Here is a 23,479-nt window from a genome sequence, read left to right on the forward strand (position 1 = left end):
ACGAAGCGCAAATCTGCCGCAAAACCCCCACTTTTGCCGCTGCCGATTCCTGCGCCGGCGCGTAAAATGAAGGGCCTGACGACTCATTAGCCGCCATCGGACCGCACGCGTTGCATCAGCGAACGGCTCCGCCGCGAAGAGGCGTCGGCGCCGGGCGCATACGATGCGCCGGACGTGTCGATGGCTCGCGCGGAAGATGCGCCGCTCGCACCAGCATGATGCGGCGGCCGGATCGGCCGATGGCTTCGAACGTATGATGCTTTCCAGCCTGAAGCGGCCGTTGGCGAAGCCGCACCGTCTCACCCGCGCATTGGCCGTGTACGCGTGGCTCGCTGCCGCGCTGCCTGGTTCCGTTCTGGCCGGGCGGCCGGCTGTTGCCGCGTCCGACGTGCCGTCGTCCGCTGCTACGTCATCCTCATCAGTTGCGTCGCCCGCGTCGACGGCGTCTCATGCGCATCCGGCTTCGTCCGCGCACGCGTCGTCAGGCGCATCGGCTGCGCAATCCGCGCCTGCCGCGTCGCGTGTGCATCATGCAGAGCCTGCCAGTGGGGCATCGGGCGCGTCGGCTGGCTCTGCGGCGTCCGCCGCGGAACCTGCGTCGGCCGCATCGCCGGCCGCCGCCAGCGAGGCCGAAGCGCCCGCACCGACCCCACCGCGCCGGCATCCGCCGCTATCGGCCGACGAAGCGAAGAACGCGACGGCGCGCGCCGTCGACATGCGCAAGCGCTTCACGCAGGAAGTCACACGCCGCCTGAACGTGCCCGCGAGCGAACAGCGCGCCTACGGCGAGCGGCTCCAGAAGGCACTCGCCGAGGCGGACCTCGGCGACCTCGCCGGCGAGTACGTCGCGATGGTCGACCGCGCACCGAACGTGCAGGCGCTCTTCATCTACTTCCGCGCCACGCCGGCCAACGCATGGCTGATGATCGGCGCATCGCCGGTCGGCACCGGGCTGCCGGGCAAGTACGACCATTTCCTGACGCCGCTCGGCGTGTTCCATCACTCGCCCGACACCATGGATTTCCGCGCGGAAGGCACGACGAACGAGAACGGCATTCGCGGCTACGGCCGCCGCGACATGCGCATCTATGACTTCGGCTGGGTGGACGGCGAGCGCGGCTGGGGCAAGGGCGGCGTGTCGCCGATGCGCTTCCAGATGCATGCGACCGATCCCGACCGCCTCGAAGCGCTGCTCGGCATCCGGCACTCGAAGGGCTGCGTGCGGATTCCCGCTTCGCTGAACACGTTTTTCGACCGCCACGGCCTGCTCGACGACGACTACCAGGCGCGCGTCGAGGCCGGCAAGTCGCTGTGGGTGCTGCGGCGCGACCGCGACATCACGCCGATCGCGGGCCGCTACCTCGTCGTGATCGACAGCGCGCGCAGGGCCCGCCCGGGCTGGGCGCCGATGCCGGGGCGCAAGGCGTGGTCGAAGGTGCCGAAGGGCGGCGACACGGCGGACTGACGGCCGGTCCGCCGGCCGGCGGAGATACGGGGATGAGAATAAATCCGTTTTATTTATTCATAAGAAAAGCAAACTTTTATTATCCGATCCGGGTTCGTATAGTCGAGTCCAGTTTCGCGGAACCCTGCCGCGCCTGGACCACCACCGATCACACGACCCGCATGAAAACTCTCTACAAGCTCGCTCCGCTCGCGATGCTCGGCGCCTTCGCGACCCATGCCTGTGCGCAAAGCAGCATCACGCTGTACGGTCTCATCTCGGCCGGCGTCGGGTTCGCGACCAACCAGGGCGGCAAGAACGCCTGGCAGGCGCTGTCCGGCACGAACCAGAACCCGCGCTGGGGACTGAAGGGCAAGGAGGATCTCGGGCAGGGGCTGTCCGCGATCTTCCAGCTCGAGAACGGCTTCAACGTGATGACGGGCACGGCCGCGCAGAACGGCCGCGAATTCGGGCGCATGGCCTACGTGGGCCTGGCCGACCGCACCTACGGCTCGCTGACGTTCGGCCGCCAGTACGACGCGATCCACGACTACATCGGGCCCGTGATCATCGCGAGCAACGGCGTGAACATCGGCGACAACGACAACGGCTACAACGACATCCGCGTGCAGAACTCGGTGAAGTACGTGAGCCCCGTCTACTACGGCCTGAAATTCACCGCGCTGTACGGCTTCAGCAACGCGACCGGCTTCGCGAACAACAGCGCGTACAGCTTCGGGCTCGGCTACGAGCAGGGCGCGCTGCGCTGGAGCGCGGTCTATGCGCAGTACAACCATCCGTATAGCGCGACGAACCAGGACGGCGCGATCGCGAACGACTATGCGTCGCCGCTGCTGATCTTCAGCAAGAGCGCGATGTCGCCGGCGGCGTACGCAAGCCGGCAGCGGATCGCGGGCACGGGCGGTTTCTACACGATCGGCCGCGCGCAGTTCGCCGCGATGTTCACCGACGTGCGCTACGATTACCTCGACAATTCGCACCTGCATCTGCAGAACCTCGGCGTGAACGTCGTCTACACGATGACGCCGCAGCTCTTTCTCGGCGCCGCGTATGCGTTCACGAACGGCAAGTACGACGTGATCGACAAGCGTCCGAAATGGCACCAGGTGAACCTGCAGGCCGATTACTTCCTGTCGAAACGCACCGACGTCGCGCTGACGGTGATCGCGCAACAGGCGGCCGGCGACGCGGACCATGCGCAGATCTTCGCGTACGCACGCTCGACCGGCACGCGCCAGATGATGGCGACGCTCGGCGTCCGGCACGTATTTTGAGCGCCCCCCAACCTGCCGCTTCGCGCCAGACCCCCCGAGGGGGGCAGGAAAACGTGGGGCGGCCCGGCGTTTTCTCGAGAGCCCGACCATGACCCATCCGATCGCATCCCGCCGCACCTTCCTGAAACTGTCCGCCGCGCTGGCCGGCACCGCGTTGCTGCCCGAGTCGGGCGCGTTCGCGGCCGGCGGCGACGCCGCGCGCCGCACGGTGATCATCGATACCGACCCGGGGCAGGACGACGCCATCGCGATCCTGCTCGCGCTGGGCGCGCAGGACCGGCTCGACGTGCGCGCGCTGACGGCCGTCGCGGGCAACGTGCCGCTCGACCTGACCGAACGCAATGCGCGGATCATCCGCGACTGGGCCGGCCGCACGAAGACGCTGGCGGTCTATGCGGGCTGCCCGCGTCCGCTCGTGCGCGATCTCGTGACGGCCGCGAACGTGCACGGCAAGACGGGGCTGGAAGGTGTCGAACTGCACGAGCCGCGCGCGCCGCTGGCTGCCGGTCACGCAGTGTCGTACCTCGTCGATACGCTGAGCCGCGCAGCGCCGAACAGCGTGACGCTGTGCGCGCTCGGCCCGCTGACGAACATCGCGACCGCACTGGTCGAAGCGCCGCAGATTCGCGGCGCGCTGCGCGAGATCGTGCTGATGGGCGGTGCGTTCTTCGAGCGCGGCAACATCACGCCGGCCGCCGAGTTCAACATCTACGTCGATCCGCAGGCGGCGGAAGTCGTGTTCGGCAGCGGCGTGCCGATCGTCGTGCTGCCGCGCGACGTCGCGGTGAAGGCGCCGATCACGCCGGCGCGCGTCGCGCCGTTCCGCGTGCTCGGCAATCGCTGCGGCAAGATTGTCGCCGACATCATGGATGCCGAGCTCGCGTACAACAAGAAGCGGCGCGGCGTCGAAGACGCGCCGATGTACGACCCGACGGCCGTCGGTTATCTCGTCGATCCGACGTTGTTCGGCGGGCGCAAGGTGAACGTGGTGGTCGAGACGACCGGGCAGTGGACGCTCGGCGAGACGATCGTCGACTGGAACGGGCGCAGCGGCCGCGCGGCGAACGCGACATGGATCAACGAGGTCGACGCGGACCGCTTCTACGCGACGCTCGTCGAGCGCATCGCGAAGCTGCCCTGAGCGCGGGCCGTTGCAACGCAATCGGGATCAGATGTGCTTTGCAATCCACTCGCGGCACGCACGCACGTGCGGGCCGCGATCGTCGGCGGCGAGCGAGATCAGCGAGATCGCACGCGTGACGCGCGGTTTGTCGACACGCAGCGCGACGAGTTCGGGATCGTGCAGATGCATCGTGTAGAGGCTCGGCAGCACGGCGGTCGCGAGACCGTTGCGCGCGAGTGCGTAGAGCGGCTCGGTGTATTCCATCCGGTACGTGACGTTCAGGCGCAGCTTCTCGGCGCCGCCGGTGCGATGCAGCGATTCGCTGACGCTGCCGCGCACGAACACCGCGAGTTCGCGATCGACGAGCTTCGCCCACGTGACGCTCTTCGCGCGGGCAAGCGGATCGTCGTGCCGCACGACGATCACGATCTCGTCCTCGAACAGCTGCCGGTAGCGCAGCGTGCCGTCGTCGCTGTCGGGTTCGCGCACGCCGATGCCGAGATCCGCGACGCTGTCGCGCACGGCTTCGACGAGCGCGCTGTTCGGCAGGTCGGTCAGCGTGAAGCGCAGCGTCGGGTGCGTGCTGCGCAGTGCGTTGAGCGCGGGCAGCAGGCGGCCCGCGACCGACGGGATGAACGCGATGCGCACGGTCTGGATGCGTTCGCCGATGAGCCGCGTCATGTCGTCGAAGGTGCCGCGCGCCTGGTTGAGCAGGCGTTCGGCGAGCGGCAGCACGGCTTCGCCGGCGGTGGTGAGCGTGAGGCGATGCGCCGTACGCGCGAACAGGCGCCCGCCGAGCAGGAACTCGATCTGGCGGATCGACGCGGTGAGCGCGGGCTGCGTGAGCGACAGCGCCTGCGCGGCCTGCGTGAAGCTGCGTGCATGGGCGAGGACGACGAAGTGCTGGACCTGCCGCAGCGTGAGCGCGGGCAGCAGCGACGAGCGGTCGGACGACATCGGGCAATAACGGTCGGGATGCGGTACGCGGCAGTATAAGACCGCGCCGCAGGAACCGACACAGGACAATATTCGGAATCACAGGAGAACCACCATGTCAGCGACTGACACGATCCCGGCGCGCGCGCCGGCCAACTGGCTCGAGCGCCGCTTCGCGCTTGCTGCGCGCGGCACGAGCGTGCGCACCGAGACGATCGCGGGCGTTACGTCGTTCCTCGCGGCCGCGTACCTGCTCGTCGTGATCCCGTCGCTGCTCGCGACGGGCGGCATGGCGCGCGGCGCGGCGACGACAGCGACGATCATCGTGTTCGTGCTGTTCACGACGCTGATGGGGCTCTACGCGAACCTGCCGTTCCTCGTCGGCCCGGGCATCGGCGGCTCGGTGATCATCGGCGTGACGCTCGCGACGACGGAACACATCGGCTGGCAGACGGGCCTCGGTATCGCATGCGTGTCGGGCGTGCTGTTCTTCCTGCTGACGATACTCGGCGCACGCGGCGTCGTGATGCGGCTGATACCGGTGCAGATCAAGCTCGGGCTCGGCGCGTCGATCGGGCTGTTCGTGACGATGCTCGGGCTGCGCAACGCGGGGATGGTCGTCGCGAATGCGAAGACCAATGCGTTCGCGCTCGGCGACTTCTCGCGGCCGGGCGCGCTCGTCGCGCTGATCGGCCTTGCGGTGGCGATCGTGCTGCAGGCGCGCAAGGTGCCCGGCGCGATCCTGATCGCGATCCTCGTCGCGGCCGCGGCCGGCGTGCCGCTCGGCGTCACGCACCTGCCCGCATCGTTCGTGTCGCTGCCGCACAGCATCGCGCCGATCGCGTTCAAGCTCGACATCCGCAGCGCGTTGAGCCTTGCGGCCGCGCCGTACCTGTTCGCGTTCTTCGCAGCGGAATTCTTCTCGACGCTCGGCACCGCGCTCGCGGTCGGCGCGAAGGCGAACCTGCTCGACGAACACGGCAACCTGCCGAACATCAACCGGCCGTTCCTCGTCGATTCGCTCGCCGCGACGCTCGGGCCGGTGTTCGGCATTCCGGCGCTGACCGCGCTGATCGAATCGGCCGCGGGTGTCGAGGCCGGCGGCCGCAGCGGATTGTCGTCGCTGGCCGCGGCCGTGCTGTTCGCCGCGATGCTGCTGTTCGTGCCGGTCGCGCTCGCGATTCCGAAGGAGGCGACCGCACCGGCGCTGATCCTGATCGGGCTGTCGATGTTCGCGACGATTCGTCATACGCATTTCGACGACTTCACCGATGCGCTGCCCGTGATGTCGATGGTGCTGCTCACGCTGATGTCGAACAGCTTCGGCACCGGCATTGCAGGCGGGCTGTTGTGCTACGTGCTCGTCAAGCTGCTGGCTGGCCGCTGGCGCGACGTGTCGTGGGGGCTCGTCGTGCTCGCGATTCCGCTCGGCTACTACTTCTGGACCGTCGTGAAGCCGCACTGAGAGACGGCTTTCGCGACGCAATGGCACTACCGAAAAGAGACTGATATGAAGGGAACACCAGGCAACGTCCCGGCCGCGCGCACGGGTATCGAGATCACGCCGGCCCATCGGGCCTTCTTCCACGCGCTGCCGAAGGTCGAGCTGCATTGCCACCTGCTCGGCGCGGTGCGGCACGACACGTTTGTCGCACTCGCGGAGCGCAGCGGCGCGCCGATCGAGCGCGCGGAAATCGACGCGTTCTATGCACGCGGCGAGAAGCCGGTCGGCGTGCTGCATGTGCTGCGCGCGCTCGACAAGTATCTGCTCACGCAGCCCGACGACCTGCGGCGGATCGCGTACGAGTATCTGGAGGACGCGGCCGCGCACAACGTTCGGCATGCAGAATTCTTCTGGAATCCGACCGGAACGGTGCGCGTATCGGGTATTGCATACGCGGACGCGCAAGCCGCAATCGTGACGGGGATCCGCGATGCCGCGCGCGATTTCGGGATCGGCGCACGCCTGATCCCGAGCATCGACCGCGAGCAGGATCCAGACGAAGCCGTTGCGATCGTCGAGTGGATGAAGGCGAACCGCGCGGACGAAGTGGCGGGGCTCGGCATCGACTATCGCGAGAACGACCGGCCGCCGGAACTGTTCTGGAAGGCGTACCGCAATGCGCGAGAGGCCGGCTTGCGCACGACCGCGCATGCGGGCGAGTTCGGGATGCCGTGGCGCAACGTCGAAACGGCCGTCGACCTGCTGCAGGTCGATCGCGTCGATCACGGCTATACGATCGTCGACAACCCCGAGCTGTGCGCGCGCTACGCGGAACGCGGGATCGTCTTCACCGTCGTGCCGACGAATTCGTACTACCTGCGGACGTTGCCGCCCGAGCAATGGGCGGAGCTGCATCCGATGCGCAAGATGCCGGGCCTCGGGCTGAAGATCCATCCGAACACCGACGATCCGACGCTGCACAAGGTCAATCCGAGCGAAGCGTGGGAGCTGATGTTCAGCCACTTCGGATTCACCGTGGCCGACCTGAGGCAGTTCATGCTGAACGGGATCGACGGCGCGTGGGTCGACGATGCAACGAAGGCGGCGTGGCGTGCCGCGTGGGCGCCGGCGTTCGACACGCTGGCAGAGACGCTCGCGGCAGGCTGAGCGCGGCGGCGTGTTGCGCCGGCCGGTGCTTCAGCCGGCCGGCGGCCCCGCGATCAACGGAAGAACTTCAGCCAGTCGAACAGGCCCGAATGCTGCGGGCGCCGCTTCGGCGCCGGCGCGCTGCGCGGCCGGAAGTCGGGCGAAAACTGTACGTGCGAATCGATCGCCCGCGCGCGCAGCGCCGCGTCGTAGAACGAGCCGACGATCGGCAGCGCGCTATGCGCGCCCGCGCCCCAGTAGTCGCTGCGCAGCGTCACGCTGCCGTCGTCGAAGCCGACCCACGCGCCGGCCACGAGTTGCGGATGCATCAGGATGAACCAGCCGTCCGCGTTGTCCTGCGTCGTGCCCGTCTTGCCGGCCACATCGATACGGATCCCGTAGCGCGACCGGATGTCGGCCCCGGTGCCGCGATCGACGACATCGCGCATCACGTCGACGAGCGTCTGTGCGGCCGGCACCGGCAGCGCGCGTTCGGGCGGTGCGCTGCCGAACGCGGCGAGCACCTTGCCGTTGCGGTCCTCGATGCGCGTGATCATCTGCGGCGCGACGTACACGCCGCGGTTCGCGATCGTGCCGTACGCGGACACCATTTCCTTCAGCGTGACGGGGCTCGTGCCGAGCGCGAGCGACGGCACCGCGTCGAGCGGACTGTCGCGCACGCCCATCGCGCGCGCAAGCTGCGCGACCTTCGCGGCGCCTTCGTGCTGCATCACCTGCGCGGTGACGCGGTTGCGCGACAGCGCGAGCGCATCGCGCAACGTCATCGGCTCGCCCGTCGGCGGCTCAGCATCGGTCGGACGCCACACGGCGCGGCCGTCGACCGGAATGGCGACGGGGCGGTCGACGAACGTATCGTCCGGCCGCATGCCGTCCGCGAACGCGGCGCCATAGACGAACGGCTTGAACGTCGAACCCGGCTGGCGCCGCGCCTGCGCGACGTGGTCGAACGGCTCGCTGCCGAAATCGGGGCTGCCGACCCATGCACGGATCGCGCCGTTGCGCGGATCGATCGCGACGAAGCCGGCCTGTACCTGCGTCTTGCGCGCGCACAGCGCGCGCAAGAAATCTCGGTTTGCGCCGAGCGGCTTCAGCGCCGGCACATCGGCGAGCCCCGTGTCGCGGGCCTGGCGATACTCGGGCGTCTGGCGGATGAAGCCGCGGAACAGGTCGTTGCGCAGCCCGCAGCCGGACGGGCCGCGCCATGCGCTGTCGGCGATCGACTGCAGCCGTTCGGTCTGCTGCGTCAGCGCCTGCGTCGCCATGTCCTGCAGTTGCGCATCGAGCGTCGTGCGCACGATGAGGCCGTCGGCGTAGAGATCGTAGTTGTTGCGGTCGGCCCACGCGATCAGCCACTTGCGCAGCTGGACCGCGAAATGCGGTGCGAGGCTCGGCTGCGCCGTCTGCGGTTCGAAGTCGACGCGCAGCGGCTGGCGTTGCAGTTTCGCAAGCTGCCGCGGGGTGAGCATGCCCATCTGCGCCATCCGGCCGAGCACGATGTTGCGCCGCTGGACCGCGCGTTCCGGATTCAGCACCGGGTTGTAGTAGCTGTTGCCCTTCAGCATCCCGACGAGCGTTGCGCTTTCCGCGATGTCGAGCTGGTCGGCCGACTTGCCGAAGTAGGTGCGCGCGGCCATTTCGACGCCGTACGCGTTGTACAGGAACGGCACCGTATTCAGGTAGGTCTCGAGAATCTCGTCCTTGCTGTACACCGATTCGATCTTGAACGCGGTGATCAGCTCCTTCACCTTGCGCGTGAGCGTCGGCGCGCGGCCGATTTCGTCCGGATACAGGTTGCGTGCGAGCTGTTGGGTGATCGTCGAGCCGCCCTGGCGATCGCCGGAGAAGGTATGCAGCCCGGCCGCGAGCGTGCGGCGCAAGTCGATGCCGTGGTGTGAATAGAAGCGGTGGTCCTCGGTTGCGATCAGCGCGTCGACCATGTGCGGCGAGATCTGCTTGAGCGGCACCCATTCGCGGTTCACGGGCCGGAACTCGGCGATCAGCTGACCGTCGGCCGACAGCACGCGCGCGGGGCGGTCGATGCGCGCCTTGCGGATGTCGCCGATGCTCGGCGTGAGCGGGACGAACGCAAGCAGGCCCAGCAGGCCCAGCACGGGTATCGCGGCGAGCGTCAGCGCCACGCCGCGCCGCGTCGGATGGCGCAGGCGATGCAGCGCCCCCGCGCACAGTGCGCGGAGGCGCGCGCGGCAGGCGGCGGCGCGCGGCGCGACACGGGCGCGGCAACGGAGCCAAGCATCTCGGAGAAACGGCACGAAGCGATTCAAGGCGGCTGGAGCGTGGATGGAAGACGCGCGATCCTAGCAAACGGCGCACGCGCTCCGGCGGCCGAAACGGCCGTTTGCTTGCAGGATTTACAGACGATTACGTTTGTTGCCCGCCGACAACCTTTTACCGCGCGCGGGGGCGCGATTCCGCTGACGAAACCACGTCCGCGAGCCGCTGTGCGGCGGCTTCCATCTGCGCGCGGCCGAACCCGCCGAAGCCGAGCACGAGCCCCGGGCGGGCCGTGCCGGGCGCGAACATCGGCGACACGGCGCGCACCGCGACGCCGGCCTGCGCGGCGCGTGCGACCACGTCGAGATCGTCGATGCCTTCCGCGAGCCACAGCACGACGTGCATCCCCTGGTCGCCCGGCTGCACCCACGCGCGTTCGCGCGGCAGCCGCGCGCCCAGCGTGTCGATCAGCAGCGCGCGCTGCTCCGCGTACACGCCCCGCACACGGCGGATGTGGCGATCGAGATGACCTTCGGCGATGAACGCGGCCAGCACGTGCTGGTCGGCGGTCGGCGCATGGCGATCCATCAGCACGCGCGCGCCGCACAACGCGGGCACGAGTTCGTCGGGCACGATCACGTAGCCGAGCCGCAGCGACGGAAACAGGATCTTGCTGAACGTGCCGAGGTAGATCACGCGATCGGGGGCGAGCCCCTGCAGCGACGGGAACGGATAGCCTTCGTAGCGCAGCTCGCTGTCGTAATCGTCTTCGACCACCCAGGCGCGCTGCGCGCGCGCCCACGCGAGCAGCGCGTTGCGCCGCGCCATGCTCAGCGGCATGCCGAGCGGGTACTGGTGCGACGGCGTGACGAACGCGACGCGCGCATCCGGCGCGAGACGGATGCCGGCATCGACGTCGAGGCCGTCCGCGTCCACCGGCACGCGCACCATTGCGTCGCGCCGCCCGGTGCTTTCGAGCAGCGCGGTGATGCCGCGATAGGCCGGATTCTCGACCCAGGCGCGGTCGCTTTGGCCGAGCAGCACCTGGCTTGCCAGATGCAGTCCCTGCTGGGTGCCGCTCGTGATGACGACCTGGCCGGCATCGCAGCGCACCGAGCGCGACCGGCGCACATAATCGGCGATCGCTTCGCGCAGCGGCAGCGCGCCTTGCGGATCGGCATAGCCGGACGGCGCGCCGGCGCCGCGGGCGCGCAGGCGGTTGCCGAGCCGGCGCCAGATGTCGTCGGGCGCGGTGAGGCCGACCGGCACCGAGATCGCGAACGGCATGGCCGGCAACGGGTTGAATTCGCGGGCGATCCGCGCGAAGGTGGCCGCGGGCTCGGGCAGGCCGGCATGCGCCGGGCGCTGACGTCGCGCAGGCGGTTCGGGCGAGTTGCCGGGCGGCGTTTCGGCGAGCGCGTTCGCGACCCGCGTGCCCGCGCCGCCGCGCGATTCGAGACAGCCTTCGGCGATGAGCTGCGCGTACGCATCGACGACGGTGCCGCGCGCGACCTGCAGCGACGTCGCCAGCAGCCGGGTGGACGGCAGCGTGTCGCCCGGCCGGACGTCGCCGCGGCGCACGGCGTCGCGCAGCGCCTGGGCGAGCTGGCGGCTCAGGTCGCCGGCCGCGCGGTCGAGCGCGCCGAGCGACGGGATTTCGACGATCCGGGCCGTTCTTGCCATGATTCTGGTCTGCTGAAATTGTTTCAAACCGGCTCTACAGCATAAACCAGTTTGGGATCACAATCGCCGCATGACGGGCCCGCGCCCGCGCCATTTCAAACCCGCACGACCGTGGAGCCAGCATGTACGTCCCTGCCGATTTCAACGAGCCCAACCCCGACGTGCTGCGCGAGCTGATCGTGCAGCATCCGTTCGGCAGCCTGATTACGCACGGCAAGAGCGGGCTCGACGCGAACCACATTCCGTTCGAACTGCTGCCCGACGACGGCGGGCTCGGCGAACTGCATGCGCACGTCGCCCGCGCGAATCCGGTCTGGCAGGACGTCGCGGACGGCGACGAGGTGCTCGTGATCTTCCGCGCCGGCGACGCGTACATCTCGCCGAACTGGTACCCGAGCAAGCACGTCGCGCACCGGCAGGTGCCGACGTGGAACTACGTGGCCGTGCATGCGCACGGCCGCATCACGGTGCGCGACGACGAGAAGTTCGTGCGCGGCGTGGTCGCGCGGCTCACGCGCACGCACGAGGCGTCGCAGCCGGTGCCGTGGAAGATGGGCGACGCGCCGAAGGACTACATCGACACGATGCTGCAGGCGATCGTCGGGCTGCAGATCGAGATCACGCGGTTCGTCGGCAAGCGCAAGCTCGGGCAGAACAAGGCCGAGGCCGATATCCGGGGCGCCGGCGAAGCGTTGGTCGCGGACGGCCAGCTCGCGATCGGCGAAGCGATGCTCGCGGCGGCCGATGCAAAGCGCGAGTGAGGGCATGACGCGAGCGCGGGCGCGCGCCGCGCCCGCATGCCGCCCGGGTCACTGCGTGCGCGTCGCGTCCTTCGCCGGTGTGCCCGCCTGCGCGAGCGCACCGCGAATCGCGGCCTCGGTCTTGTCGTACCCGCCTTCGCCGTAGCGCGTATAGACGACCTTGCCGTTCGCATCGATCAGGTACAGCGCGGGCCAATACTGGTTCCCGTACGCGCGCCACGTGTCGTAGCGGTTGTCCTGCGCGACCGGGTACCGGATATCGAAGCGCTTGATCGCCTCGGCGACGTTGCCCGCGTCGCGCTCGAACGGATATTCCGGCGTATGCACGCCGACCACGACCAGCCCCTGGTCGCGATACTTCCGGTACCAGTCGTTCACGTACGGAATCGTATGAATGCAGTTGATGCACGAGTACGTCCAGAAATCGACGAGCACGACCTTGCCGCGCAACTGGCCGAGCGTCAGCGGCGCGCTGTTGTGCCAGCGGTCGATGCCGGTGAAATCCGGCGCGGGCGTGCCGGCCAGCGACGCCTGCATGCCCGCGTCGTCGCGGGTGCCGGCGAAGGCGGCGAGCCCGGCCGTGGCGGCGAGGGCGATGACGATGGCGGCAGTCTTGAGTCGGGGCAGCATGGCGTTCTCCTGATCGGTGGGCCGCTGCTCGGAGGCGCGGCCGGACGGGTTTCGACAGGCCCCATTAGGCGGCGCCGACGTATCTGCGATGTGTCCGGCCGGCCGCGCGTGTGCAATGTTGTGTGTCGTCATGGCTGCGCGATACATTGGGATACAAACGCGTGCCCGCCGTGCGGTATAAAAGCGGACATCGAATGCCCGAACTACGACACCGACAACGACTCATGGACAAGATCGACCACGTGCTGATCGTCGACGACGATCGCGCGATCCGCGAACTGATCGCGGACTACCTGGAGAAGAACGGCATGCGCGTGTCGCTGGCCGCGAACGGCCGCGAGATGCGCAACGTGCTGGACGACGGCGCCCCCGACCTGATCGTGCTCGACCTGATGATGCCGGGCGAGGACGGCCTCACGCTGTGCCGCGACCTGCGCGCCGGCAAGTTCCGCACGGTACCGGTGCTGATGCTGACCGCACGCGGCGAGGAAACCGACCGCATCATCGGCCTCGAGATGGGCGCCGACGACTACCTGGCCAAGCCGTTCGCGGTGCGCGAGCTGCTCGCGCGGATCCGCTCGGTGCTGCGCCGCGCGCGCATGCTGCCGCCCGGCATGCAGGTGACGGAAACGGCCGAGATGCTCGCGTTCGGCGAATGGCGGCTCGACACGACCGGGCGTCACCTGCTCGACGCCGAAGGCACGCTGGTCGCGCTGAGCGGCGCCGAATACCGGCTGCTGCGCGTGTTTCTCGACAACCCGCAGCGCGTGCTGACGCGCGACCAGCTGCTCAACCTCACGCAGGGGCGGCAGTCCGACCCGTTCGACCGCTCGATCGACCTGCTCGTGAGCCGGCTGCGCCAGCGCCTGCGCGACGGCGCGCGCGAACCGCGCTATATCAAGACGCTGCGCAACGAGGGCTACGTGTTCTCGTCGGCCGTGACCGCCGTCGACGGTACGCCATGAGCGCGCGCACGCTGTGGCACTGGCCGCGCTCGCTGTTCGCGCGGCTCGCGCTGATCCTGTGCGTGGGACTCGCGCTTGCGCAGACGCTGTCGTTCTGGCTCACCGTGACCGAGCGCGACCAGGCGACCACCAACCTGATGATGGGCTACATCGAGCGCGAGGTCGCGAGTTCGGTCGCGCTGCTCGACCACTTGCCGCCGGCCGAGCGCGCCGCTTGGCTGCCGCGTCTCGCGCGGCGCAGCTATGCGTTCATCCTCGGGCCGGGCGAGACCGGCACGCCGCCCGAAGCGCGGCTGTCGGCGCGCGTCGAGCGCTCGATCTCGGACGGCATCGGCGGCGACTATCCGCTGACCGCGAATGCGATTCCCGGCGACCGCGAACATCTGCAGGTGCATCTGCGGCTGACCGACGGGTCGCCGCTGACGATCGACATCCATCCGATGTCGACGGTGCCGCTGTCCGGCTGGCTGCCGGTCGTGCTCGTGCTGCAGCTCGCGGTGCTGGCCGCGTGCTGCTGGCTCGCGGTGCGGCTCGCGACGCGGCCGCTCAAGCAGCTCGCGCAGGCTGCCGACGCGCTCGGTCCGGACCTGAAGGGCGAGCGGCTGAACGAAGGCGGGCCGTCGGAAGTCGCGCGTGCCGCACGGGCGTTCAACGCAATGCAGGATCGCATCGCGCAGTACATGGCCGAGCGCATGCAGATCCTCGCGTCGATCTCGCACGACCTGCAGACGCCGATCACGCGGATGCGGTTGCGCGTCGACGTGATGGAAGACGACACGCAGGGCGCGAAGCTGCGCCAGGACCTGATCGAGATGGAGCATCTGGTGAAGGAGGGCGTCGCGTACGCGCGGACGCTGCACGGCACCGAGGAAGCCGCACGCCGCATCGATCTCGACGCGCTGCTCGACAGCATCGTGTGCGACTACACGGACGCGGGGCAGGACGTCGCGCTGCACAGCCGCGCGCCGCTCGCGCTTGTGACGCGGCCAAAGGCGCTGCGCCGCATCGTCGGCAACCTCGTCGACAATGCGCTGAAGTTCGCGGGCGCGGCCGAGATCGACGTGCAGGCCGCGCCGGACGGCGGCGCGGTGATTGCCGTGCTCGACCGCGGGCCCGGCATTCCGGCCGATCAGCTCGACGCGGTGTTCGAGCCGTTCCGGCGCGTGGAGACGTCGCGCAACCGCGATACGGGCGGCACGGGGCTGGGTCTGGCGATCGCGAAGCAACTCGCGCTCGCGATGGGCGGCACGCTCACGTTGAACAACCGGCCCGACGGCGGCGGGCTGGAGGCGCGGCTCACGCTGAGGAACGCGGGGTGATACGGCGCGGCGCGTGAGCGTCGCGGTTTCACGGTTTCAGGTTCATGCCGGCGTGCAAGCCGAACCTGAAGCACGCGGCGTCACATACGTTGCAGATGCGCGTCGACGAGCGGCGCGAGTGCTTGCGCATGCACGGCCGCGAGGTCGTGCCGGCCGCCCGGCACGACCTGCAGCCGTGCATCGGGCAGCCGCTCGAGCAGGCGCCGGCCGGCCGCGACGGGGCTGATCGGATCGTCGTCGCCCCACAGCAGCAGCGTCGGCTGCGCGATGCGGCCGATTTCTTGCGAAAAGTCCGCGCGGAACGTCAGGAACCAGTCGGGCAACTGCGGGTTCGCTTCGGCGAAACCGGCCCGCCAGTCCTGCGCACCGAGTCCTGCCATGTCGAGCCCGCCGGACGTGACCGTCAGCACGAGGTGCGTGACGAGCCCGGGCTTGTCGAGCGCCGCGCGCATCGCGATCACGCCGCCCATCGATTGGGCCAGCACGGCGGTGGGCCGGTCGATCTGCTCGAGGACATCACGTACGAGGCTGTCGAAATCGTCGACGGCCGGATCGTGCGGCGTGTCGCCGAAACCCGGATAGGCGACGATCCGCCGCTCGGCCGGATGCGTCAGCAGGTTGGCCAGCGGTTGCCAGAAGGCAGTGCTGCCCGATGCGCCGGGCAGGAAGAGCAGTTGCGACGGAACGGGCATGGCGTCCGGTTGTCCTTTAATCGACGTGAAGCGGGATGACGGGGCGATGCTTGCGTGTCAGCAGCGGCCGGTGCGCAGCGCGACGGTCCAGTCGTCGCGCCCGCGCGAGGCCGCGGTGACGGCGGCCGTGTGCCAGTCGTATTCGACCGCATGGAATTCGACGTTCCAGCCGGCCGCCGTGCGCGACACCATCGCGTAGCGCGCATGCGGCGAGCCCGTCTCGATGCGGTGCGGATGCGGCAGGTCGTCCTCGTATGCCTGCAGGCCGACGCTGCCCGGATTGACGATCAGCCGGCCGTCGTCGAGCTTCGCGGTGCGCGGTACGTGCGTGTGGCCGCACAGGATCAGCGATGCCGTTTCGTTGCCCGCGCGCTGCGCGACTTCATCGGGCGTGGCCGCGCGGCAGCCGTCGGGCGTGACCGTTTCGAGGAAGTAGACGAGATCGCTGGCCGGCGTGCCGTGCACCATCAGCACGTCGCCGTCGAGCGCCAGGCGCTCGGGCAGTGCGGCGATCCACGTGCGGTGGTCATCGCGCAGCGTGTCGTGCGCCCAGCGATCGGACAGCCGCATCGCTTCGCGATCGTAGGTAAGCAACTGCCGTTCGTGATTGCCCTTGACGGTCGGCAGATCGAGCGCGATCAGGCGGTCGGCCGTTTCGGCCGGATGAAGTGCGCCCGACACGATGTCGCCGAGATTGACGATCACGTCGGCGCCGCGGCGGCGGACGTCGTCGAGCACCGCGTCGAGCGCGGCGAGGTTGCCGTGGATATCGGACAGCGCGGCGATTTTCATGGCGGAGCGTCGATGAGGGGAACGGCGATTGTCGCCAATTCGGCGCGGGCCGTCCAATCGCTTCACGGCATCGGCGCGCGATGCCAGGGACGGCGCGTCAGTCGGTCGCGAGCCGCGCGTACATCGCGAAATCGCCCGGCGTGCCGCGCACCATCTTGTAGGCGCGCAACAGCCCTTCGTAGCGGTAGCCGCACTTCTGCAGCACGCGTGCGGAGCCCGCGTTGCCGGTCAGCACGACGGCCTGCATGCGCATGAAGCCTTCGTTCGTGAAGGCCCACGCGGTGACGGCTTCGCACACCGCGCTCGCGATGCCGCGCCCCCAGTGCGATGGCGCGAGGTCGTACGCAATCTCCGCCGAGCGGTTCACGGTGGACACCGTATGCAGTCCGATCGTCCCGGCGAGCGTGCCCGATGCGGTATCGACGATCGCGAGACGCCGGATCGAATCCGGGTCGGCCGATTCGATGTTGTCGAACAGCGGCAGCAGATCGTCGGGTGTGCGCAGGTTCCAGCTCGTGTGGTGGAAGACGTCGGGGTTCGACAGGTATGCGTACCACGCGTCGAGATCCGCGCGGTCGAGTTGCCGGAGCGACAGGCCGGGGAAGCCGGCGCCGGGCGGTGCGGCGATTTTCATCGGAACCTGCTCCTATGCCGCATGACGCCGGTACAGCGCCAGCGAACCGGCGAGCGCGAGCAGCATCGCGCCGCACGTGCGGTCGAGCCACAGTGCGCCCGAGCGCTTCAGCAACCGCACCGCGCGTGCGCCGAGCAGCGCGTAGCCGAACATCACCGCGCCGTCGAGCAGCGCGAACGTGACCGCGAGCGCGACGTACTGTGGCGCGAGCGGCGCGGACGGATCGAGGAACTGCGGCAGGAACGCGGAGAAGAACAGGTAGCCCTTCGGGTTCGTGACCGCGGTCAGCAGGCTCTTCGCGAAGATCGACGCATTGCGTTCGGTTGCCGTGCCGTTTTGCGCGGCGGCGACATCGAGCGACCCCTTCGACATCAGCAGCCGGATGCCGACGTACGCGAGGTACGCGGCGCCGAGCCACTTCACCACCGAGAACCAGAACGCCGACGCCATCAGCAGCGCGCCGAGGCCGAGCGCGACCGCGACGATCAGCACGAAGTCGGACAGCATCGCGCCCGCGAAACCGTAAGCCGCGCGTCGCACGCCATGGCGCGAGCCGTTGGTCAGCGCGAGCAGCACGGTCGGGCCGGGTGTCGCGATGCCGACGAACGCGACGGCGGCGAAGATCAGCAGAGTCGTTGCATGCATGAAGGAACTCCCGATGGAAGGTGCGCGTTCGATTATCGGGGGCGCCGTCCCGTGCTGTACAGACGCGGCAGCCATCCGCGACGGCCGTGCATCGACTATCTCGATTTTGACAAAAAACTGTTGCCATTATTCCGCTTTGGAAAGGAACCGGTTCCAACTACCATGGCGGCCGCAGCGGGCACGCCCGCCGCGTCGTCGCGCGCGGACGCCGCCGGCCTCGCACCGCCGGCGGATGTCGGCGCCCGTGCGCGCTACTCGCAACTGCCAGCCAGAACAACGGGTTCACCGCCCGGAGACATAAAACCATGAACAAGCAACTGATCGCAGCGCCGCTGCTGCTCTCGCTCGCGGGTATCGCCGCCGCGCAAAGCTCCGTCACGCTGTACGGCATCGTCGACGCGGGCGTGACCTATCGCAGCAACGAACGGGTCGGCTCGGCGGGCGCGTACACCGGCCATTCGAGCGTCGGGCTCACGACCGGCAACCTGTCCGGCAGCCGCTGGGGCATCAAGGGTTCCGAGGATCTCGGCGGCGGGATGCGCGCGCTGTTCGTCCTCGAGAACGGCTTCGACATCACGAACGGCACGTCGGGCCAGGGTGGCCGCCAGTTCGGCCGTCAGGCGTTCGTCGGCGTCGGCAGCGACCGCTACGGCACGATCACGCTCGGCCGTCAGTACACGTCGCTCGACGATTTCGTGAGCCCGGTCGGCCCGTCGTCGTTCATCGGCGGCTTCGGCGCACACCCGGGCGACATCGACGATCTCGACCAGACGGCGCGCGTCGACAGCTCGATCAAGTACACGAGCGCGAACTACTCGGGCTTCACGTTCGGTGCGCTGTACGGCTTCGGCGGCCAGCCGGGCAGCATGAAGCAGCGCAACACGTGGAGTGTGGGCGCGGCGTACGCGGCGGGACCGCTGCGCGTCGGCGTCGGCTACGAGCGCTCGGACAACAGCAAGACAGGCGCGACCGACCCGACGGCCGGCAAGTGGCAGAGCACCGATGACGGCCTCTTCAACTCGTCGATCAACGAAGGCTATGCGAGCGCGCAATCGCAGCAGGTGATCGCGACGGGCGCGACGTACGACTTCGGCCCGGCCATCGTCGGCGTGAACTACAGCAACGTGCAGTACCGCAGCGGCGGCCAGTCGTTGTTTGCCGGTCACGCGACGTTCAACGTCGCGGGCGTGTTCACGCGCTGGAACGTGCAGCCGCAGACGCAACTGTTCGCGGGCTACAGCTACACGCGCGGCAGCAGTGTCGACGGCGTCGACGATCGCGCGCAATATCACAACGTCACGCTCGGCGCCGTCTACGACCTGTCGAAGCGCACCAGCGTGTACCTGCTCGGCGCGTACCAGCATGCATCGGGGATGACGCTCGACGCGCTCGGCCGGCCGGTGGCCGCGACTGCGTCGGTGTCCGACAAGGCGAACGGCCACTCGTCGGACTCGCGGTCGCAGGCGATCGTCAGCCTCGGGCTGCGCCAGAAGTTCTGATGTAACGGTCGTTGCGACCGCAATGAGGCCCGCCGCCAAGGCGGGTCCCGTAGCAGGCATGCTCCCGTGACTGCCCTGCCGGCACCGCGTGATCGACGTCGTCGATGCGCTGCCGACATGCGCCGACGCCGGGGACGGCCCGGCGCCCGGCCACGCGAACCGAACGATCGCACCCGCGCGCCGGCATGACCGGCGCGCGGTGTTCCCCGCCGCATTCCTCCTTTCTCTCCCGTTTCAGTATGCAAGTCGCGACAACGCGATTGCGCGGCGCATTATTTTTTCTCTTTCATTTCAATTTCGATTTGTAATCATTGAAACGATTTCCGGGGAATGAAATGGTCATGCGGTCATGTCAGAAAAAATGACGTATTCGCATTGACTGGCCCGGAAGAAAATGCCGGGTAAAAGCACCGAAATCGTACGCCCGGCCGCTGTTGCGGCGTGGTTTCGCGGGGTTGACCTTCGTTGACGAAAAAGCGCCGGACGGCAAAAGGCGCGGAGTGAATAATTCGGGATAACGGCGAATGCGCTTTTGCCGGAATCACCAATATTTCATGCGCCGCGATTTACAGTGTCGACCATTGATCGTCTGGGAGCATTATTCATGTCAATGAAACAAATCCGCGCGGCGTTGCTGGGAATGTGCATGGCGATGCTGGCGCCGGCGAGCCACGCGCAGGTGCAGTACTCGACGGACTGGCTCGCGAACACGTACGGCACGCTGGTCTCGCACGTGGGCAACGGCGCGCGCTCGATGTGGGTCGCGCCGGAGGGCGTGATCTACACGGCGTCGCGCTGGGACGAGAACGCGGGCGGCGTCGCGCTCTACCAGAACGGCCAGCCGCTCGGCACGATCGGCATCCACGACGAATTCCAGGGCGGTGCGATCACCGGCAACTCGACATCGCTGTTCGTCGCGCTCGGCTACAACCGCACGTTCGGCAGCGGCTCGGTAGGCCGCTACAACCGGAGCACGAACCAGCGCGACCTGCGCATCCCGGTCAGCACGTGGACGGGCATCCAGTATGCGGACGTGATCACGGGCCTCGCGACGGCCGGCAACCTGCTGTACGTGAGCGACTTCTACGGCAACCGCGTGCGCGTCTATACGACCGACGGCGTATGGCAGCGCGACATCGGCGTATCGGGGCCCGGCGCGCTGGCGCTCGACGCGGCCGGCAACCTGTGGGTCGCACGCAAGAGCGCGGGCGTCGTCGCGCAGTTCAGCGCGACCGGCACGGCGATGAACACGCTCCAGATGGCGGCCGGCGCGCGGCCGGGGTCGCTGTACTTCGATGCGTCGACGGGCCAGCTGATGGTGGGCGACCAGGGGCCCGACATGAACATCAAGGTCTACGGCGGGCTTCCCGGGCTGCCGGCGCAGGTCGGCACGTTCGGCGTGCAGGGCGGCTATCTCGACACGACGACGGGCATCAAGGGGCAGGTCGGCGACAAGCGCTTCACGCGCGTCGCCGCGCTCGGCAAGGATTCGGGCGGCAACCTGTACGTGCTGAACAACGCGTGGGGCGGCGGCTGGGATCTCGGCCGCAACGGCAGCACGGATCTTCATTCGTACAGCCCGACGGGCGCGCTGCAATGGAAGCTGCAGGCGCTGAATTTCGAGGGGATCGCCGCGCCCGACCCGGTCACCGACGGCACGTTGTTCTACAGCGGCAACAACGTCTATACGGGCACCGCGGGCGGCACGTTCGTCGCGAACACGGTCGACCCGTTCACCTATCCGAAGGACCCGCGCCTCGACATGAACGACTACCAGCGCGGCCAGCATTTCGGCCAGCTCGTGAACGTCGGCGGCAACCGGATCCTCGTCGCGTCGGGCCAGAACCCGGGCAACTTCAACTTCTATTACTTCAACAACGCGAGCGGCTACATCGCGATTCCGGCCGGCTCGCTTCCCGGCAAGCCGTTCAACACGACGCTGCAGGTGACGGCCGGCTTCGACATCGACGGCAACGGCGACGTGTGGGCCGGGCTGAACGGATCGAACGTGATCACGCGTTATCCGATGACGGGCTTCGACGCGACCGGCAAGCCGTCGTGGGGCAAACCGGCGACGACGCCCGTGCCGGGCAGCGTGGCGCCCGTCGCGCGCATCCTCTACCAGGCCGACAGCGACACGATGATCCTCGCGCAGGGCCTCGCGGGCAACTGGGACTGGACCGCGATGAACGGGCACATCGAGGTCTATCACGGCTGGAAGAACGGCAACACGAGCGCGCCGAATCCGGTGATCAACCTGACGAGCGCGAACCCGAAATCGATCGCGGCGGCCGGCCACTACCTGTTCGTCGGTTACGTGCACACGGTGCCGAACATCGACATATTCGACCTGAACACCGGCGCGCTCGTCACGACGCTGACGAATTCGAATACGTCGGCGATGGACGTCGGTAACGACGTCGATTCGATGTACGGCGTGCGTGCGTACCTGCGCTCGACCGGCGAGTACGTGATCACCAAGGACAACTACAACGGGTCGAGCATCGTCGTGTATCGCTGGCATCCGTGACCGCGCCGGCCGGGTCGGTCGCATCGACCGGCGCGGCCGGACGTCATGGCGCGCCGAGCACGCGGCCGTTCACGCTGCGCCCGTACATCGAGTCGGGCGAATCGTGGAACTTCGCGCGCGTGTCCTGCACGGAGCCCGTGAAGCGCGGGTCCTGCGGGCGTTCGTGGCTGTCCATGAAGGTCGCGACGTCCCACGCTTCCTGGTCGGTCAGCGTACCGCCGAGCCCGAGCGGCATGTTGGCCTTGATGAAGCCGGCTGCGTTGCGGATGTCGCCCATTCCCGCGCCCCAGTTGAACGAGCGTGCGCCCCACAGCGCGGGGAACGCCGGCTTGCCGCCGCTCGACTGGCCCTGGCCGTCGGCGCCGTGGCACAGCGCGCAGTGCTGCGTGTAGACGGCGGCGCCGCGCGCGTAGTCGGCCTTCTGCGCGGGCGGCGGCAGTTTCGGGAAACCCTGGCCCGGCAGCTTCGTGCCGACCGGCGCGCCCTTCGCGAGCCAGTACGAATACGTTTCGAGCGCGACGAGGACCGGATCGCCGGCCGGCGGCGCCTTGCCGTTCATGCTGTAGCGGAAGCACCCCTGCAGGCGCTCGGCGAACGTGTTCACGTGGCCGTTCTTGGCGCGGTACGCCGGATACAGCAGGTACGCGGCCCACATCGGGCTCGAGTCGGGCCGGCGGCCGGCGTCGAGGTGGCAGCTCGCGCAGGTCAGCTTGTTGCCGACGTACTTGCCCGCGAACTCGGGCGTGTGCAGGAAGATCTGCTCGCCGAGCCTGACGGTCTTGCCGAAGTCGTCGGCCGGGATCGCCGATTCGGGCGGCGGTGTGAACGATTTGGCCGCCGGCGCGGATGCGGCGGGAGAGATTGCCGGAGCGGAAGCGGCGGCCGGTGCGTCCTGCGGGGCCGCCGCGAAGGCGAGCGCGGGCAGCCAGGCCGCGCCGAGCAGCGTCGCGCGGGCGTGGCGGATCAGCATCGTGCGGTCGATCATCGCTTGTCTCCTTGTGCGGCGCCGCCGCGCGCATAGTAGGCGGCCACCGCGTCGATGTCGGCATCGGACAGCTTGCCGGCGATCATCGGCATCAATCCCATTGGCCCGGGCGGCCGCGTGCCGTGTTTCCAGCCGTTCAACTGGCCGGCGATGTAGGCGGCCGGCTGGCCCGCGAGCGGCGGGAACGCGGTGCCCACGCCGAGGCCGCCGGGGCCGTGACATTGCGCGCACGCGGGCAGGCCCTGCGACCAGCGCCCGCGCGTGGCGAGCCACGCGCCCGCGTTCGCCGGATCGTTCGACGCATCGTCGGGGGTGAAGACGCCGGCCGGCGCGGGCAGGCTCGCGAAGTACGCGGATACCGCATCGCGTTCGTGCGCCGACAGCAGTTTCGAGAGCGGCTGCATGACCGGGTTCTGGCGGCTGCCGTCCGCGAATGCGGCGAGCTGCGCGGACAGATACGCGGCGTTCGTGCCCGCGAGGCGCGGGAAGCCGGCCGCCGCGTTGCCTTCGCCCTGGCTGCCGTGGCAGCCGATGCAGGCGGCGGCGCCCGTCGCCGTGCCCTGTGTCGCGATCGTCTTGCCGGGCGTTGCATCGTCCGCGTGCGCGTGGCTGGCCAGCAGCGCGGCCGCGGCGAGCAGCAGCGGTGCGAACCGGCGTCGCGGTGTATCGACCGTATCGTTCACGTATCCCCTCCTTGTTGTAT

The 23,479-nt window shown here is 68.7% G+C and carries 21 protein-coding genes; 11 read left to right on the forward strand and 10 right to left on the reverse strand.

Features of this window, described 5'->3' with window-relative positions; genetic code table 11:
• Nucleotides 1–163 precede the first annotated feature (163 nt).
• From ACWMMN_RS18870 to ACWMMN_RS18880, 3 genes are all read left to right on the forward strand, one after another.
• Entirely contained in the window at nt 164–1,465 is a 1,302-nt protein-coding gene (locus tag ACWMMN_RS18870; protein WP_486423776.1) for a hypothetical protein, read from the forward strand.
• A gap of 161 nt (nt 1,466–1,626) precedes the next feature.
• Complete coding sequence (locus ACWMMN_RS18875) at nt 1,627–2,739, forward strand: porin (protein ID WP_059238945.1); 1,113 nt, start codon at nt 1,627–1,629, stop codon at nt 2,737–2,739.
• An 88-nt stretch (nt 2,740–2,827) separates the two neighbouring features.
• Entirely contained in the window at nt 2,828–3,880 is a 1,053-nt protein-coding gene (locus ACWMMN_RS18880; RefSeq protein WP_486423777.1) for a nucleoside hydrolase, read from the forward strand.
• Nucleotides 3,881–3,907: 27 nt separating this feature from the next.
• On the opposite strand, the gene ACWMMN_RS18885 is transcribed toward ACWMMN_RS18880, so the two are convergent.
• Nucleotides 3,908–4,819, reverse strand: a complete 912-nt coding sequence (locus ACWMMN_RS18885) for a LysR family transcriptional regulator (protein ID WP_059238949.1) — start codon at nt 4,817–4,819, stop codon at nt 3,908–3,910.
• Nucleotides 4,820–4,913: 94 nt separating this feature from the next.
• On the opposite strand from ACWMMN_RS18885, the gene ACWMMN_RS18890 reads away from it, so the two are divergent.
• Both ACWMMN_RS18890 and add read left to right on the forward strand, forming a co-directional pair.
• On the forward strand, nt 4,914–6,263 hold the full coding sequence (locus ACWMMN_RS18890) for an NCS2 family permease (protein ID WP_174994196.1): 1,350 nt from the start codon (nt 4,914–4,916) through the stop codon (nt 6,261–6,263).
• Between the two features lie 45 nt (nt 6,264–6,308).
• Nucleotides 6,309–7,409: an adenosine deaminase gene (add, locus tag ACWMMN_RS18895; protein WP_486423778.1), complete on the forward strand. Its 1,101-nt coding sequence runs from the start codon at nt 6,309–6,311 to the stop codon at nt 7,407–7,409.
• 53 nt (nt 7,410–7,462) lie between these two features.
• On the opposite strand, the gene ACWMMN_RS18900 is transcribed toward add, so the two are convergent.
• Together ACWMMN_RS18900 and pdxR are read right to left on the reverse strand one after the other, a co-directional pair.
• Complete coding sequence (locus ACWMMN_RS18900; protein WP_486423779.1) at nt 7,463–9,691, reverse strand: penicillin-binding protein 1A; 2,229 nt, start codon at nt 9,689–9,691, stop codon at nt 7,463–7,465.
• A 124-nt stretch (nt 9,692–9,815) separates the two neighbouring features.
• Entirely contained in the window at nt 9,816–11,324 is a 1,509-nt protein-coding gene (gene pdxR / locus ACWMMN_RS18905; protein ID WP_486423780.1) for a MocR-like pyridoxine biosynthesis transcription factor PdxR, read from the reverse strand.
• A 122-nt stretch (nt 11,325–11,446) separates the two neighbouring features.
• Between pdxR and ACWMMN_RS18910 the strand changes: the two genes are divergently transcribed.
• Nucleotides 11,447–12,085 carry an FMN-binding negative transcriptional regulator gene (locus ACWMMN_RS18910; RefSeq protein ID WP_174994193.1) on the forward strand — a complete coding sequence of 213 codons (639 nt, stop codon included), beginning with the start codon at nt 11,447–11,449 and terminating at the stop codon, nt 12,083–12,085.
• A gap of 48 nt (nt 12,086–12,133) precedes the next feature.
• Here the strand turns inward: ACWMMN_RS18910 and ACWMMN_RS18915 are convergent, their stop codons facing one another.
• On the reverse strand, nt 12,134–12,715 hold the full coding sequence (locus ACWMMN_RS18915; protein WP_059238961.1) for a thioredoxin family protein: 582 nt from the start codon (nt 12,713–12,715) through the stop codon (nt 12,134–12,136).
• 224 nt (nt 12,716–12,939) lie between these two features.
• Between ACWMMN_RS18915 and ACWMMN_RS18920 the strand changes: the two genes are divergently transcribed.
• Together ACWMMN_RS18920 and ACWMMN_RS18925 are read left to right on the forward strand one after the other, a co-directional pair.
• Entirely contained in the window at nt 12,940–13,680 is a 741-nt protein-coding gene (locus tag ACWMMN_RS18920; RefSeq protein WP_034190595.1) for a response regulator, read from the forward strand.
• On the forward strand, nt 13,677–14,999 hold the full coding sequence (locus tag ACWMMN_RS18925) for an ATP-binding protein (protein ID WP_059238963.1): 1,323 nt from the start codon (nt 13,677–13,679) through the stop codon (nt 14,997–14,999). Before ACWMMN_RS18920 ends, ACWMMN_RS18925 begins: the two co-directional genes overlap by 4 nt.
• Nucleotides 15,000–15,079: 80 nt before the next feature.
• On the opposite strand, the gene ACWMMN_RS18930 is transcribed toward ACWMMN_RS18925, so the two are convergent.
• The 4 genes from ACWMMN_RS18930 to ACWMMN_RS18945 all read right to left on the reverse strand — a co-directional run bounded on the left by ACWMMN_RS18930 (nt 15,080) and on the right by ACWMMN_RS18945 (nt 17,762).
• Nucleotides 15,080–15,691, reverse strand: a complete 612-nt coding sequence (locus tag ACWMMN_RS18930; protein WP_059238965.1) for an alpha/beta fold hydrolase — start codon at nt 15,689–15,691, stop codon at nt 15,080–15,082.
• A 57-nt stretch (nt 15,692–15,748) separates the two neighbouring features.
• Nucleotides 15,749–16,483: a metallophosphoesterase family protein gene (locus ACWMMN_RS18935; protein WP_059238968.1), complete on the reverse strand. Its 735-nt coding sequence runs from the start codon at nt 16,481–16,483 to the stop codon at nt 15,749–15,751.
• A 97-nt stretch (nt 16,484–16,580) separates the two neighbouring features.
• A complete protein-coding gene (locus ACWMMN_RS18940; RefSeq protein WP_342705381.1) occupies nt 16,581–17,117 on the reverse strand; it encodes a GNAT family N-acetyltransferase in 537 nt (178 codons plus the stop codon).
• Nucleotides 17,118–17,129: 12 nt separating this feature from the next.
• Nucleotides 17,130–17,762, reverse strand: coding sequence for a LysE family translocator (locus ACWMMN_RS18945; protein WP_059238971.1), 633 nt, complete (start codon nt 17,760–17,762; stop codon nt 17,130–17,132).
• Nucleotides 17,763–18,067: 305 nt separating this feature from the next.
• Between ACWMMN_RS18945 and ACWMMN_RS18950 the strand changes: the two genes are divergently transcribed.
• The 3 genes from ACWMMN_RS18950 to ACWMMN_RS18960 all read left to right on the forward strand — a co-directional run bounded on the left by ACWMMN_RS18950 (nt 18,068) and on the right by ACWMMN_RS18960 (nt 21,791).
• Complete coding sequence (locus ACWMMN_RS18950) at nt 18,068–19,261, forward strand: porin (RefSeq protein WP_174994191.1); 1,194 nt, start codon at nt 18,068–18,070, stop codon at nt 19,259–19,261.
• An 88-nt stretch (nt 19,262–19,349) separates the two neighbouring features.
• The gene (locus tag ACWMMN_RS18955) at nt 19,350–19,595 is read left to right on the forward strand and encodes a hypothetical protein (RefSeq protein WP_486423781.1); all 246 of its coding nucleotides are present in this window, start codon (nt 19,350–19,352) and stop codon (nt 19,593–19,595) included.
• A gap of 270 nt (nt 19,596–19,865) precedes the next feature.
• Entirely contained in the window at nt 19,866–21,791 is a 1,926-nt protein-coding gene (locus ACWMMN_RS18960) for an NHL repeat-containing protein (RefSeq protein WP_059238976.1), read from the forward strand.
• 43 nt (nt 21,792–21,834) lie between these two features.
• On the opposite strand, the gene ACWMMN_RS18965 is transcribed toward ACWMMN_RS18960, so the two are convergent.
• Nucleotides 21,835–22,776 carry a c-type cytochrome gene (locus ACWMMN_RS18965; protein WP_486423782.1) on the reverse strand — a complete coding sequence of 314 codons (942 nt, stop codon included), beginning with the start codon at nt 22,774–22,776 and terminating at the stop codon, nt 21,835–21,837.
• Nucleotides 22,773–23,459 carry a c-type cytochrome gene (locus ACWMMN_RS18970; protein WP_486423783.1) on the reverse strand — a complete coding sequence of 229 codons (687 nt, stop codon included), beginning with the start codon at nt 23,457–23,459 and terminating at the stop codon, nt 22,773–22,775. The genes ACWMMN_RS18965 and ACWMMN_RS18970 overlap by 4 nt, the downstream gene beginning before the upstream one ends.
• Nucleotides 23,460–23,479: the final 20 nt, after the last annotated feature.

The sequence above is a fragment of the Burkholderia cepacia complex sp. TUM26381 genome (assembly GCF_057439935.1).

What these genes read in the sequence shown, in the direction of transcription:
- ACWMMN_RS18960 (WP_059238976.1), top strand. Translation starts at nt 19,866, where the DNA reads ATGTCAATGAAACAAATCCGCGCGGCGTTGCTGGGAATGTGCATGGCG.
- ACWMMN_RS18880 (WP_486423777.1), top strand. Translation starts at nt 2,828, where the DNA reads ATGACCCATCCGATCGCATCCCGCCGCACCTTCCTGAAACTGTCCGCC.
- ACWMMN_RS18945 (WP_059238971.1), bottom strand. Translation starts at nt 17,762, where the DNA reads ATGCATGCAACGACTCTGCTGATCTTCGCCGCCGTCGCGTTCGTCGGC.
- ACWMMN_RS18910 (WP_174994193.1), top strand. Translation starts at nt 11,447, where the DNA reads ATGTACGTCCCTGCCGATTTCAACGAGCCCAACCCCGACGTGCTGCGC.
- ACWMMN_RS18875 (WP_059238945.1), top strand. Translation starts at nt 1,627, where the DNA reads ATGAAAACTCTCTACAAGCTCGCTCCGCTCGCGATGCTCGGCGCCTTC.
- add (WP_486423778.1), top strand. Translation starts at nt 6,309, where the DNA reads ATGAAGGGAACACCAGGCAACGTCCCGGCCGCGCGCACGGGTATCGAG.
- ACWMMN_RS18940 (WP_342705381.1), bottom strand. Translation starts at nt 17,117, where the DNA reads ATGAAAATCGCCGCACCGCCCGGCGCCGGCTTCCCCGGCCTGTCGCTC.
- pdxR (WP_486423780.1), bottom strand. Translation starts at nt 11,324, where the DNA reads ATGGCAAGAACGGCCCGGATCGTCGAAATCCCGTCGCTCGGCGCGCTC.
- ACWMMN_RS18935 (WP_059238968.1), bottom strand. Translation starts at nt 16,483, where the DNA reads ATGAAAATCGCCGCGCTGTCCGATATCCACGGCAACCTCGCCGCGCTC.
- ACWMMN_RS18890 (WP_174994196.1), top strand. Translation starts at nt 4,914, where the DNA reads ATGTCAGCGACTGACACGATCCCGGCGCGCGCGCCGGCCAACTGGCTC.
- ACWMMN_RS18870 (WP_486423776.1), top strand. Translation starts at nt 164, where the DNA reads ATGCGCCGGACGTGTCGATGGCTCGCGCGGAAGATGCGCCGCTCGCAC.
- ACWMMN_RS18915 (WP_059238961.1), bottom strand. Translation starts at nt 12,715, where the DNA reads ATGCTGCCCCGACTCAAGACTGCCGCCATCGTCATCGCCCTCGCCGCC.
- ACWMMN_RS18920 (WP_034190595.1), top strand. Translation starts at nt 12,940, where the DNA reads ATGGACAAGATCGACCACGTGCTGATCGTCGACGACGATCGCGCGATC.
- ACWMMN_RS18950 (WP_174994191.1), top strand. Translation starts at nt 18,068, where the DNA reads ATGAACAAGCAACTGATCGCAGCGCCGCTGCTGCTCTCGCTCGCGGGT.
- ACWMMN_RS18885 (WP_059238949.1), bottom strand. Translation starts at nt 4,819, where the DNA reads ATGTCGTCCGACCGCTCGTCGCTGCTGCCCGCGCTCACGCTGCGGCAG.
- ACWMMN_RS18965 (WP_486423782.1), bottom strand. Translation starts at nt 22,776, where the DNA reads ATGATCGACCGCACGATGCTGATCCGCCACGCCCGCGCGACGCTGCTC.
- ACWMMN_RS18930 (WP_059238965.1), bottom strand. Translation starts at nt 15,691, where the DNA reads ATGCCCGTTCCGTCGCAACTGCTCTTCCTGCCCGGCGCATCGGGCAGC.
- ACWMMN_RS18925 (WP_059238963.1), top strand. Translation starts at nt 13,677, where the DNA reads ATGAGCGCGCGCACGCTGTGGCACTGGCCGCGCTCGCTGTTCGCGCGG.